The 13,159-nt window shown below is 55.4% G+C and carries 11 protein-coding genes (1 of these 11 running past the window's edge); 1 reads left to right on the top strand and 10 read right to left on the bottom strand.

Annotation, left to right across the window (positions count from 1 at the left end; all coding sequences use genetic code 11):
* Together secA and SAMA_RS01925 are read right to left on the bottom strand one after the other, a co-directional pair.
* Positions 1 to 2,165: the 5' portion of a preprotein translocase subunit SecA gene (secA, locus tag SAMA_RS01930; protein WP_011758483.1), read on the bottom strand. It extends 562 nt beyond the left edge of the window; only the first 2,165 of its 2,727 coding nucleotides appear in the window; it begins with the start codon at positions 2,163 to 2,165; the stop codon falls past the left edge of the window.
* Positions 2,166 to 2,222: 57 nt separating this feature from the next.
* Positions 2,223 to 3,122 carry a M23 family metallopeptidase gene (locus tag SAMA_RS01925; protein WP_011758482.1) on the bottom strand — a complete coding sequence of 300 codons (900 nt, stop codon included), beginning with the start codon at positions 3,120 to 3,122 and terminating at the stop codon, positions 2,223 to 2,225.
* Between the two features lie 27 nt (positions 3,123 to 3,149).
* Between SAMA_RS01925 and SAMA_RS01920 the strand changes: the two genes are divergently transcribed.
* Positions 3,150 to 3,602, top strand: a complete 453-nt coding sequence (locus tag SAMA_RS01920; RefSeq protein WP_011758481.1) for a DUF721 domain-containing protein — start codon at positions 3,150 to 3,152, stop codon at positions 3,600 to 3,602.
* A gap of 16 nt (positions 3,603 to 3,618) precedes the next feature.
* Here SAMA_RS01920 and lpxC read toward each other — a convergent pair whose 3' ends face one another.
* The 8 genes from lpxC to murD all read right to left on the bottom strand — a co-directional run bounded on the left by lpxC (position 3,619) and on the right by murD (position 13,159).
* Positions 3,619 to 4,539: a UDP-3-O-acyl-N-acetylglucosamine deacetylase gene (gene lpxC, locus SAMA_RS01915; RefSeq protein ID WP_011758480.1), complete on the bottom strand. Its 921-nt coding sequence runs from the start codon at positions 4,537 to 4,539 to the stop codon at positions 3,619 to 3,621.
* Between the two features lie 154 nt (positions 4,540 to 4,693).
* Complete coding sequence (gene ftsZ, locus SAMA_RS01910; protein WP_011758479.1) at positions 4,694 to 5,878, bottom strand: cell division protein FtsZ; 1,185 nt, start codon at positions 5,876 to 5,878, stop codon at positions 4,694 to 4,696.
* Between the two features lie 28 nt (positions 5,879 to 5,906).
* Positions 5,907 to 7,142 (bottom strand): cell division protein FtsA, encoded by a 1,236-nt coding sequence (gene ftsA, locus SAMA_RS01905; protein ID WP_011758478.1) that lies wholly within the window; start codon positions 7,140 to 7,142, stop codon positions 5,907 to 5,909.
* Positions 7,143 to 7,145: 3 nt separating this feature from the next.
* Positions 7,146 to 7,889, bottom strand: a complete 744-nt coding sequence (locus SAMA_RS01900; protein WP_041409641.1) for a cell division protein FtsQ/DivIB — start codon at positions 7,887 to 7,889, stop codon at positions 7,146 to 7,148.
* Positions 7,890 to 8,082: 193 nt separating this feature from the next.
* A complete protein-coding gene (gene murC, locus SAMA_RS01895) occupies positions 8,083 to 9,537 on the bottom strand; it encodes a UDP-N-acetylmuramate--L-alanine ligase (protein ID WP_011758476.1) in 1,455 nt (484 codons plus the stop codon).
* Positions 9,538 to 9,546: 9 nt separating this feature from the next.
* Entirely contained in the window at positions 9,547 to 10,629 is a 1,083-nt protein-coding gene (gene murG / locus SAMA_RS01890) for an undecaprenyldiphospho-muramoylpentapeptide beta-N-acetylglucosaminyltransferase (RefSeq protein ID WP_011758475.1), read from the bottom strand.
* Positions 10,630 to 11,838 (bottom strand): cell division protein FtsW, encoded by a 1,209-nt coding sequence (gene ftsW, locus SAMA_RS01885; RefSeq protein WP_011758474.1) that lies wholly within the window; start codon positions 11,836 to 11,838, stop codon positions 10,630 to 10,632. It lies immediately after the preceding gene.
* Positions 11,828 to 13,159: a UDP-N-acetylmuramoyl-L-alanine--D-glutamate ligase gene (gene murD / locus SAMA_RS01880; protein WP_011758473.1), complete on the bottom strand. Its 1,332-nt coding sequence runs from the start codon at positions 13,157 to 13,159 to the stop codon at positions 11,828 to 11,830. Before murD ends, ftsW begins: the two co-directional genes overlap by 11 nt.

Genomic DNA, 13,159 nt, shown 5'->3' with positions numbered 1-13,159 from the left:
TCCTGTACTGGTAACTGCAGACCAAACTCTTTTGCCAAACGGTCTTCCAGACCAGGCACATCCCACAGCTCTTCCACTGACTGAGGTGGAATGTATTGACTGATTACGCCATCAACCACATCCGCCTGGATATTCTTGATGGTCTCTTCGATGCTTTCGGCATCCATCAGCTCGTTACGCTGGGCGTAAACAACCTGACGCTGGTCGTTGGCAACATCGTCGAATTCGAGCAGTTGCTTACGGATATCAAAGTTGCGGGCTTCGACTTTACGCTGGGCGTTTTCGATGGCACGGGTCACCCATGGGTGTTCAATGGCTTCGCCCTCTTCCATGCCCAGCTTCTTCATCATGTTGGCGACACGCTCAGAAGCGAAGATGCGCATCAGGTTATCTTCCATCGACAGATAGAAGCGGGAAGAACCCGGATCCCCCTGACGACCGGAACGACCACGCAGCTGGTTGTCGATACGGCGGGATTCATGGCGCTCGGTACCCAGAATGTGCAGACCACCGGCCTCGACCACGGCATTATGGCGAACTTCCCAATCGGCGCGGATCCTGGCGATGTCGGCTTCACTTGGGTTTTCGAGAGCTTCAATTTCTGACTTCCAGTTCCCACCCAGCACAATGTCAGTACCACGACCGGCCATGTTGGTGGCTACTGTCACAGCGCCGCTGCGACCCGCCTGGGCCACAATTTCCGCTTCTTTTTCGTGGAATTTGGCGTTCAGTACCTGATGGGGAATTTTGTCCTGGTTCAGCAAACGCGACAGCAGCTCTGACTGCTCAATGGAAACGGTACCCACCAGTACAGGCTGACCACGCTCACGGCAATCTTTGATATCGGCGATGATGGCCTGGTATTTCTCACGGGCAGTGAGGTATACCAGATCCGGCATATCTTTACGCACCATAGGGCGATTGGTTGGCACCACCACGGTATCCAAACCATAAATGTGCTGGAACTCGAACGCTTCGGTATCGGCAGTACCTGTCATACCGGCCAGCTTCTCGTACAGACGGAAGTAGTTCTGGAAAGTAATGGAGGCAAGCGTCTGGTTTTCGTTCTGAATGCGCACGCCTTCTTTGGCTTCAACAGCCTGGTGCAAACCTTCAGACCAGCGACGGCCCGGCATGGTACGGCCCGTGTGCTCATCCACGATGACCACTTCATTATTTTGTACCACATAGTCCACGTCTTTTTCGAACAGGGTATGGGCACGCAGGGCTGCATTAACATGGTGCAGCAAAGAGATATTGGCTGCAGAGTAGAGAGAGTCACCTTCGGCAAGCAGGCCAGCTTCGGTCAGCAGTTGCTCAACCTTTTCCTGACCGCGCTCGGTCATGTGTACCTGGCGAGCCTTCTCATCGATGGAGTAGTCACCCTCACCCACAAACTCCTCAGTGTCTTCTTTTTCCTGACGGATGAGGCTTGGGATCAACTTATTGACCCGCATGTAGAGTTCTGAGCTGTCTTCTGCGGCGCCGGAGATAATCAGTGGCGTACGGGCTTCATCGATAAGGATAGAGTCCACTTCGTCAATCAGGGCATAGTGCAGCGGACGCTGGACGCGATCGTTTGGCGAAAACGCCATGTTATCGCGCAGGTAGTCAAAACCAAATTCGTTGTTGGTGCCGTAGGTAATATCAGCATCGTAGGCGGCCTTTTTGTCGGCGTGGCTCAAACCAGCCACGTTTACGCCAACAGACATACCGAGGAATTCAAACAGAGGACGGTTGTTCTCGGCGTCACGGCGAGCCAGATAGTCGTTCACCGTGATCACGTGCACCCCTTTACCGGTCAGTGCATTGAGATAGGCTGGCAGTGTGGCGGTCAGGGTTTTACCTTCACCGGTACGCATCTCGGCGATGCGGTTGCTGTCCAGTACCATACCACCCATCAGCTGAACGTCGAAGTGGCGCATCTCAAATACGCGCTTGGATGCTTCACGCACAGTAGCAAAGGCTTCAGCCATCAGCTCATTGAGACTCTCGCCCTTTTCGAGACGGGCCTTGAACTCAGCCGTTTTGGCCTTGAGTTCCTCATCGGAAAGCTTTTCGTATTCGGCTTCCAATGCGTTAATTTTTACCACGACCTTGCCCAGTTGTTTCAGGGTGCGGTCGTTACGGCTACCAAAAATTTTTGTCAGTAAATTACCAAACATCTGATTACTTATCTCAATGAAGGCCAAGTCCCTGGACGAGTCTCACAGCCAAAGTTGTTAACCTGCCTTGCGGTAGACATATTTCTGTGGGTCAATCTGCTGACCCGACCGCAACACTTCGTAGTGAACATGGGGACCGGTAGAACGACCGGTACTGCCCATGGTGGCAATTTTTTCACCCTTGGCGACTACATCACCTACAGCTACTGACAACGTTTTATTGTGGCCGTATCGGGTACGCAGACCATTTCCATGATCTACTTCCACCAATTGGCCATAACCGAACATGTCTCCGGCCCATGTCACTACACCACCGGCGGTGGCGATAACATCGGCCCCCTCTGTACCGGCGAAATCGATGCCTTTATGCATGGTTCTTCGGCCGGTGAAAGGGTCATTGCGTAAACCGTAGGGCGACGAGAGATAGCCTTTGCTGACAGGGCGCCCTGATACATAACGTTCTTCATCTATATGGAGATTGGCTGCCACGGTTTCAAGTAGTGCCAGCTGAGCGTCATTGTTATCAATTCTGAGTGCCAGCTTATTCATATCTTCAATAAGCTGGTTGAGTTCGATAGCAGAGCCAAGATCGCTCGAGCCCCCCACGCCGGCTTCGGCGGAGAAGTCGAATTGATCTTCAAGCTTGTAATTTTGAGCAACCTGCTGACCCAGGGCTTCCAGACGGGTAATCTTCGCCTGCATGCGGGCAACATAGGCGGTCAGAGTTGCGAGTTGGGATTCGGTCGCATTTTTCAGCTCAAGCACTTCGCGCTTCTGGCTTTCACGCGCCTGGCGTTCATTGTCGACACTGGCCTGCTGGCTTTCAAAACGGGCACTGTTGTGCTGATACAGACCAGCGCCTGTGGCCAGCAACAATACCGGAAGCAGCAACCATCGTTTACCGGGCTGCCAACGGGTGACACCGCTGCGGCCTTGAATAAAAACTGTTACACTCATAGCTTCAATCAGCCATCTTCTTATTGAATGAAAAAGTTACCTCAGGACCTCGCTGCGCTCATGCACACGACCGGCACTCTGCCGGATATCGCCGAAAAGGCGGAGCTGCTCAACAATCTGGATCAAGTCGTGAAACAGATGGTATCAGGTCCGGTCGCGGAGCAACTCAAGGTAGCCAATCTCCGCCACGGTACTCTCGTTATAGAAACGGCAACGGCCGCTTGGGCCGCCCGCATCAACTTTCAAAAGCCTATGCTACTGAAACAACTGCAGGCCGAAACGCTCCCAATGCTCACCGCTATTGACGTTAAAGTCAACCCGGCGCTGGCACACTATCGGCCAAAAGCCACAGTGAACACCAATCAACTCAGTGAAACAGCAGCAGCACATCTCGAAGCGCTGGCAGAACATACCGAAGGCAGTCTGGGCCAAAAACTGAAACGGCTGGCTGCATTGGCCAGCCGTCACAGGCAGTCATGAAGTTAACTTATTATGCTCAGGCAAACACTGCATTGCCGGGCATGGCGAAACTGACAGGTGCATCAGCTTCTTTGTCAAAGCTTACCAATTCCCAGGCATCCTGAGCGGCAAGCACTGCCCTGACCAATTGATTGTTCAGGGCATGGCCGGTCTTATAGGCACAAAACTCACCTATGATGGCATGACCGGCGACATAGAGATCGCCAAATGCATCCAGGATCTTGTGCTTAACGAACTCGTCCTCATAACGCAGGCCATCGGGGTTGAGGACGCGGTATTCATCAAGCACCACGGCATTTTCCATGCTGCCACCCAGCGCCAGGTTGTTGGCACGCAGATACTCAATATCTCGCATAAACCCGAAAGTACGGGCACGGCTGATATCTTTCACAAAGGCAGTAGAGGAAAAGTCCATCACCATATGCTGTTGGCTGCGGGCGATCTCAGGGTGATTGAAGTCAATGGCAAAGTTGACTCTGAAGCCCTGGAACGGACGGATTTCCGCCCACTTGTCGCCGTCTTCCACACGTACGGTGCGCTTGATACGCAGATATTTTTTAGGCGCTGACTGCTCCTGGATACCGGCACTCTGAAGCAGGAATACGAAGGGGCTGGCGCTGCCATCCATAATCGGGATTTCGGGCGCGTCCACTTCGATAACGGCATTATCAATGCCGAGGCCTGCCAGGGCAGCAAACAGGTGCTCGATAGTCGAAATGCGAACACCTTCATCATTTACCAGGGCGGTACACATGGTCGTTTCCCGAACCATATTCGCCTTGGCTGGAATGGCCACGGCGGGGTTCAGGTCGGTACGCATCAGTACTATCCCTGTATTGATTGGCGCGGGTTTAATGGTAAGTGTGACCTTGTTACCGGAGTGCAATCCAACACCGGTGGTCTTAACCATTTCTTTAACTGTTCTTTGAAAAATCATTCAGTTACCCGTTATGCATTCAACAAATCACTGTCACTCAGGCAGTCGAAAACGACAGCCAATAGTGCGGCTGGTCAGACATGCTACCACAAGTCAGGCATTTCACAAAAAATAAGCTACTTTGCCACTTTGCTGTCTGTACCGGTTTTTTTACTCAGTCAGCCTGCTTGCGCAGAAAAGCAGGAATATCCAGGTAATCAAGCTCGTTCTTTGGTGCAGTCGCTACCTGTGGTGCTGCTGATGGTACAGCATTGCCTTTTGGTGCGGCTGGCTGAGTCTGATATACAGGCTCTTCGGCGACAAAGGCTTCAACCTTTGGCTCAACAACCACTGGCTCTGGACGAGGCTGAACCTTGGGCACCAGCTGGATATCAGGCTTTTTATCCGCGCCGATACCTGTGGCAACCACGGTCACACGCAGTTCATCGCTCATCTCGGGGTCGATAACGGCACCCACTACCACGGTAGCGTTGTCTGAGGCATAGGCCTTCACGTGGTTACCCACGGTTTCGAACTCTTCGATGGTCATGTCCATACCAGCAGTGATGTTCACCAGCACGCCACGGGCACCGGCGAGGTCGATGTCTTCCAGCAATGGGCTGGCGACAGCGGCTTCAGCAGCTTCTTCTGCGCGGTCTTCACCACGGGCAACACCGGTACCCATCATGGCATTACCCATTTCAGACATAACGGTTTTCACGTCCGCGAAGTCGACGTTAATCAGACCTGGACGGGTGATAAGCTCGGCAATACCCTGCACAGCGCCCAAGAGCACGTTGTTGGCCGCCGCGAAGGCGTCCAGCAGCGAGGTGCCACGGCCCAATACCTTGAGCAGCTTCTCGTTGGGGATGGTGATGAGTGAGTCCACGTGCTTGGCAAGCTCGGCAATGCCCTGCTCGGCATAGGCCATACGCTTCTTGCCTTCGAAGGGAAATGGCTTGGTCACCACAGCCACGGTCAGAATGCCTTCTTCGCGGGCAACTTCAGCCACCACAGGTGCAGCACCGGTACCGGTACCACCGCCCATACCGGCAGCGATAAAGATCATGTCCGAGCCCTTGATGGCAGCGCGGATGCTTTCTTTGTCTTCCTCGGCGGCCGCACGACCTACCTCGGGATTGGCACCGGCACCCAAGCCCTTGGTCACATCACGACCCAGTTGGATCGTTTGACCCGCGGCTGATTTGCGCAGCGCCTGTGCATCGGTGTTGGTTGCAACGAACTCAACACCTTCAATGTTGTGCTTCACCATATGTTCAACGGCGTTGCCACCGCCGCCACCGACGCCGATGACTTTAATCACCGCCTCGTCAGAATGAGTATCCATGATCTCAAACATGGTCTGAATCTCCGTTTGCCTGCGTTAGTTAAAATTCACCCTTAAACCAGCTCTGGACCCGATTCCAGACACTGGTGACCCCTTGACGCTGCGGACGCTCGTATTGCCGCTCGAGCACCCGACGGGCGCCATAGTGAAGCAGCCCCACCCCTGTGGAGTAAATGGGCTGATCCACATATTCGTATAAACCTTTAACCGGCATGGGTGATGCGACCCGTACCGGCATGCCGAACACGGCTTCGGCCACATCGACAGCGCCTTCGATAGACGCTGTGCCGCCAGTGAGCACTATGCCTGCGGCAATTTGATCTTCCAGTCGTGCACTGCGAAGCTCTTTGAGTACCAACTCAAACAACTCCTGATACCTTGGCTCCACCACCTCAGCCAGGGTATGGCGAGACATGGTACGCGATGGACGACCGCCCACAGAGGGCACTTCAATGCTGTCTTCGCGGCTGACCATGGCGCTGCGTGCACTGGCATACTGCACCTTGATTTGCTCCGCGTGGGACAGTGGCGTTCTGAAAATTTTGGCGATGTCGTTGGTTACCTGATTACCGGCCACAGGGACTACGGCGCAGTGACGCAGAGCGCCATTGGTGTAAACCGTAATATCAGTGGTTCCGCCGCCGATATCGACCAGACACACACCCAGGTCTTTTTCATCGTTGGTCAGCACCGCATCGGCAGAGGCGATACCGGAAAACACCAGGTCATCTACCTTAAGACCGCAGCGTTCAACGCTCTTGGTGATGTTTTTGGCCATGTCGTTGGCACAGGTCACTATATGTACCTTGGCCTCCATACGCATACCCGACATACCAATGGGACTGCGGATCCCTTCCTGCACATCGATGGCGTATTCCTGCGGCAACACATGCAGGATGCGACGCTCTGTCGGGATCTTCACCGATCGGGCCGTGTGGATGACATTGTCGACATCTTCCTGAGTCACCTCTTCATCGTTGATGGACACCATGCCACGCTCGTTCTGGCAGGCGATATGCTTGCCGGAAATCGACATATACACTGACGACACCTGACAGTCGGCCATCAGCTCTGCCTGATCCAGTGCCCGCTGCACGCTGCGCACGATAGAGTCGAGGTCGTTCACCCCACCCTTATCCATTCCCCGGGAGGGGTGGTTGCCAAGACCCACAATGCTGATCTCTCCGTCAGGCATGACTTCGCCGATGATCGCAGCGACCTTGGCGGTACCTATGTCCAATCCGACTATCAGATTTCTATCCTGGTTCTTGGTCATCAGTTAGCGACTCTCTTGTTTTGTCTCATTCCAGCCTACGGCCAATCCTGTGTCGTAGCGCAAATCCACCCGGGCGACAGCCTTGGGCTGCTTAGCCAGCGTCGGGTACACATTGATAAAACGCTGCACCCTCGCCATCTTGTCTTCCCTCCCAAGCTCCAGTGTGATGCCATTATCAAGCACGGCAATCCACGCATGTCTTGGGCTCAGGCTCAGGCTTTCTAGCCCATAGCCATTAATCTGCAGCAATTCCGCTATCTGCCTATAAGAGGTGAGCACCTCTGCCGACATATTCTCGGGTCCTGACAGTTTGGGCAGGTCGGTCAGCCCCTGCTGCTCAGGTGCGCTGAACACCTCGCCCTGCTCATTGACCCAATCCATGCCGTTCCAACGGGCAGCTGCCTGCTGCTCCTGCAGGTACACCTTGATTCGCGCGGGCCACATCCGGCGTACCGATGCCTTGTATACCCAAGGCAGGGCTTCAATCGCCTGCTGTATTTCCATCACATCGGCGCTGAAAAAGCTTCGTGCCATCAGCTTCTCCATGGCACCACGGATTTCCTCTTCCGTGGTGTATACCCGGTCACCCTTGATAACCAGGGCCTCAATGGGCAAGGCTTCAGCGTTATTTAACAGCCCATGGAGCCGATATCCGCTGTACCCCAAACCTGCCAGCACCAGCAGAAAAAAGCTGAATCCGGTGATGAGATACCAATTAAGCGAACATAATCCTGCCCAAAACTGCACTCCGCGCTGGCGAAGCTCCGGCCCTCTGGGCCGCTTTTCCGGCGGCGCCCTGCGCGTCGGGGTTTTCCTGTCTCTTGCCAACGCCTGCTCCTCAGCGCCGAGCCACAGAATAACCGGCCATTATATAGACCCGGGATCTCAGGTCAAAGGCCAAAGAGAACAACCACTTAACTGATGAAATTTTCAACAGCATTCAGTTATTTTCCACCTTGGCAAATCCAAGCTCTGTCGCCGCCAACTCCCGGGACAAGGCACCTATATTGCCTGCGCCCTGACACAGCAGTAGATCGCCATCGGCCAACACATCCGGCAGCACTGATGTCAGCTGCTCTGGGCTTGCCACAAAAATCGGTTCCAACTGACCACGCTGACGGATTGAGCGGCATAAGGCGCGGCCATCAGCGCCGGGAATGGGCGTTTCGCCCGCGGCGTACACTTCCAGCAATACCAGCTTGTCGACCTGAGACAAGACCTCGACGAAGTCCTCGTACAGGTCACGGGTACGTGTGTACCTGTGGGGCTGATAGGCCATCACAAGGCGCTTATCGGGCCAACCGGCGCGGGCGGCTTTAATGGTCGCAAGCACTTCGCTGGGGTGGTGGCCGTAGTCATCCACCAGCATGACCTCACCGTTGGGGGTCGCAAACTTACCCAGATGCTGGAAGCGGCGGCCAATGCCCTGGAATTCGGCCAGCGCCTTGACGATAGCCTCGTCTTCAATGTCATCCTCGGTGGCCACGGCAATGGCCGCCAGGGAGTTAAGCACATTGTGCTGCCCCGGCAGATTGACCTTGAGCGACAGATCGTCTTTGCCCTTGCGGCGCACGGTAAAGCGGCAGCTGTGGCCTTCCTGTACAAAGTTCAGCGCCTGCACGTCGGCATCGTCACTGAAACCATAAGTCACTACCTGGCGGCCAATGCGTGGGATAAGCTCGCGCACCACAGGGTCGTCCACGCAGACCACGGCCACACCGTAAAACGGCAGATTGTGCATAAAATCCACGAAAGTGGACTTGAGCTTTTCGAAGTCACCGCCATAGGTATCCATGTGGTCGGCTTCGATGTTGGTGACCACGGTCACCATTGGCTGCAGGTGCAGGAAGCTCGCATCACTCTCGTCGGCTTCGGCAATCAGATAACGGCTTGAGCCCAGACGGGCATTGGTACCGGCACTGTTAAGCAGCCCACCAATCACAAAAGTCGGGTCACGCTCGGCCTGCCCATAGATACTGGCAATCAAACTGGTAGTGGTGGTTTTACCGTGGGTACCGGCAACGGCCACGCCATGGCGATAACGCATCAGCTCGGCAAGCATCTCTGCACGGCGCACAATGGGAATACGCTTCTCTTTGGCCGCAGCGATTTCAGGGTTGTCGTGCTTGATGGCGGTCGATACCACCACTACATCCACACCACTGACGTTATCGGCGCCATGACCTATAAAAATACGGGCACCCAGACTTCCCAGACGCTCTGTCACGGCATTGTCGGCAATGTCCGACCCGCTGACCTGATAGCCTTCGTTCACCAGTACTTCGGCGATCCCGCCCATACCGGCCCCGCCGATGCCAACAAAGTGGATGCGGCGCACGCGGCGCATCTCGGGGATCATGGTACGAAGCTGTCTGTACTTCTCTGTCTGTGTCATAACTAACCTTTATTTCGCCAGTTCGCGGCAAACCTCTGCCACACGTTCGGTGGCATCCAGTACGGCCGCCGCCCTGGCCCTTTCACCCATACGGGTCAATTCATCTCTGTCACCGGCAAGCAACTGCAGCTTGTCGGCCAAAAGTTCTGTGGTGGCAATGGGCTGGGGCACCAAAAAGGCCGCGCCTGCATCCACCAATACCCGGGCATTCATGGTTTGATGGTCGTCCACCGCATGGGGATAAGGCACCAGAATACTGGGCAGTCCCACGGCGGCGAGCTCAGATACGGTCAAGGCGCCCGCCCGGCAAAGCACCACATCGGCCCAGCGATAGGCAGCTTCCATATCATCAATAAATTCAGCAATCTTGACGCCGCCGTCCTGGCCCTGCAGCTGATATTCGGCCTGCACCGTCGACAGATTGTTCTTACCTGTCTGGTGCCACACAGTCACTGGCTGAAGTTGGGCGATACGGGCAGTGACCGAAGGCATCAGATCGTTAAACACCTTGGCACCCAAGCTGCCGCCGACCACCAGCACTTTCAGCGCTTCGGTACGTGATTCCCGGGGCTTGGCTCCCAATGCCACCAGCTCTTCGCGGATGGGATTCCCCACGGTTGTGCCCAAAGAACCGAAGGCGCCCTCAAACGCACAGAGCACCCGGGTCGCAATCCGGGATAAAAGCTTATTGGTCATCCCCGGAATGGCGTTTTGCTCATGGAGCACCAGGGGAATGCCGCAAAGTTTTGCAGCAACACCGCCCGGACCGCTGGCAAAGCCACCCATGCCAAGCACCACGTCCGGCTTGAACTCACGGATAACCTTTCTCGCCTGCATCACGGATCGCAGCACCTTAAAAGGCGCAGCGAGCTTACGCAGCAAACCATTTCCGCGCACGCCCTGAATATCGATAAAGTCGATATCGAAACCGTGCTGAGGTACCAAGCGCGCCTCCATACGATCGGCCGTGCCAAGCCAGCGTATTTGCCACCCTTCACTGGCGAGACGTCGGGCCACCGCCAGTGCAGGAAAGACGTGACCACCGGTGCCACCGGCCATCACCAAGAGTCTTTTGCCTGTCTGTGGGCCCATTTAGAGTCTCCCCTGTACGGCCTGAATCTGACTCAGGCGTTTTTCATAATCGATGCGAAGCAAAATACACACAGCCGAGGTCATTACCCACAAACTGGAGCCGCCGTAACTGATAAACGGCAGCGTCAGTCCCTTGGTGGGCAACATGCCGATACTGGCCCCCACATTCACCACGGTTTGGAAACAAATCCAAATACCGATGGCATAGGCGAGGTAGCCTTCAAAGGCACGCTCAAGCCCCAAACACTCGTTACCCAACCGGATGGCGCGCAGTGCCACAAACATCAACGCCAGCAATACCATTACAATGCCGATAAATCCCAGCTCTTCACCGATTACGGCAAAAATAAAGTCGGTATGGGCCTCAGGCAGATATTCCAGTTTCTGAATACTGTTGCCCAGTCCCTGCCCCAGCCAGTCACCCCGACCATAGGCCATCAGTGACTGAGTGAGCTGGTAACCGCTGCCGAAGGGATCTTCCCAGGGATTAAGGAAAGATGTCACCCGGGCAACACGGTAAGGCTCGAGCACAACCAGAGCGACGAAGGCCATCACGCCGGCAAAAATCAACATAAAAAAGTCGAGCAGCCTGGCGCCGGCCAGGAACAGCAGGCCAACTGTGCCCACAAAAAGCACCACCACAGTGCCCAGATCCGGCTGGGCCAGGATCAAGAGTGCATAAAGCGCAAACACGGCGATGGGCTTATAAAACCCCTTGGCATTTTCACGCACTTCCTGGAGCCTGCGCACTAGGTAGCCCGACAGGTAAATGGCAAATACCAGTTTGGCCATTTCGGCTACCTGAATGCGTATCGGGCCCACGCTGAGCCAACGCCTGGCACCATTCACGGTAGTGCCCACCACCAGCACGGCGATAAGCAGCACAAAGACCCCCAGCAATAACAAGGGGCTGTATTTTTGCCAGCTCGCCATGGGGATACGCAGCACCACAGTGGCAATCGCCACACAACCCACCAGATAAAACACATGGCGGTACATAAAGTGGAAGGGGTCGTCCTTCAAACTCTGGGCTTCGGGCATGGAGGCCGACATCACCATCACAAAGCCAAATCCCATCAATCCCAACACAACAGACAGCAGCGCACGGTCATACAGCTGGTTGCCGGGCGCACTGCGTCCGCTTAGCCAGCTGGTCCAGAAATGGCCGCTACGCTCAAACAGGGTGAGCTGTTTGCTGTCAGTTGCCATAGACCCGCTCCACATTGGCCCTGAAATCATCCCCTCGGGCCATAAAGTTGGTGTACATGTCCAGGCTGGCGCAGGCTGGAGACAAGAGCACAATGTCACCCGGGTTTGCCAGGGCTTTTGCCTTTTCAACCGCTTCCGCCATGGTTGCCACCTTGATGGCGCCTTCTTTCAGCACGGCAATCTTGTCGCCATCGCGGCCCAGGGTAATAAGGTGGCTAACAGCCCCCAGCGCACCGCGCAGAGGTTCGAAGTCGGCCCCTTTACCATCACCGCCGGCAATCAGAATGATGTCACCCAGATGTTCAGCAAGGCCATTGAGCGCTGCAACAGTTGCCCCCACATTGGTGGCCTTTGAGTCGTTGACCCAGGCAATGCTGTTGTGGCTTGCCACCAATTCGCAGCGGTGCGCCAGCCCGGTAAATTCCTTCGCGACCTTCACCATGGCCTCGCGGGAAATACCTGCGGCTTCGCACAGTGCCATGGCGGCGAGCAGGTTGGCGTGGTTATGGCTGCCAATCAACGCCACGTCCAATAAATTCATGATTTCACTGGCGCCGTGGTAAATTTTGCCATCCATCAGCCCCCAGTCATCAAGCTCGGGTACACCCAAGCCAAAACTGACGGTATTGCGTGGTTCGTCAGGTATGGTCGCCGCATCGTCCCGGTTGTAGACGCTGAGCTTACTTTGCGGATAGAGCCGCAATTTGGCCTGACGATAGGCTTCAAGATCTGTGTACCTGTCCATATGGTCTTCACTGATGTTCAGGCAGGTGCCTGCAATACAATGAAGACTGTGGGTGGTTTCCAGTTGGAAGCTGGACAGTTCCAGCACAAAGAGCTCGGCGCCTTTGCCCAGCAGCTCCAGCGCAGGTACGCCAATATTGCCGCCAACGGCTACGGCCTTGTTATCAGCCCTGGCCATTTCCCCCACCAGAGTAGTCACGGTTGACTTGCCATTGGAGCCTGTAATGGCCAGCACGCAGGGCGCCATGTCCTGTATTTCGCGGGCAAAAAGCTCGACATCGCCAATCACTTCAATGCCCATGTCCATGGCCGCACGCACCTCTGGGGTATCGACGGCAATACCCGGGCTGATGATGATGCTCTGAGCCTGCACCAGATAGCGGCAGTCGAAGCCCCCCGTAACCAGCGTAACATCCGGAAACTCGGCACTGAGTACATCCATACCCGGCGGCTGGCGACGGCTGTCCATCACCAGCGGCACTATGCCTTTGCGTGCCAGAAAGCGCACCACAGACAGTCCCGTGGCACCAAGGCCCAGAACGACGTGTGAGTGTGGCTTATCCAGTGGCAGACCCAT

It is taken from the genome of Shewanella amazonensis SB2B (genome assembly GCF_000015245.1).
In the GTDB taxonomy this organism is placed as follows: Bacteria; Pseudomonadota; Gammaproteobacteria; order Enterobacterales; family Shewanellaceae; genus Shewanella; species Shewanella amazonensis.
Note: the sequence above shows the minus strand (reverse complement) of the source record. Positions and strands in the feature narration are given on the sequence as shown.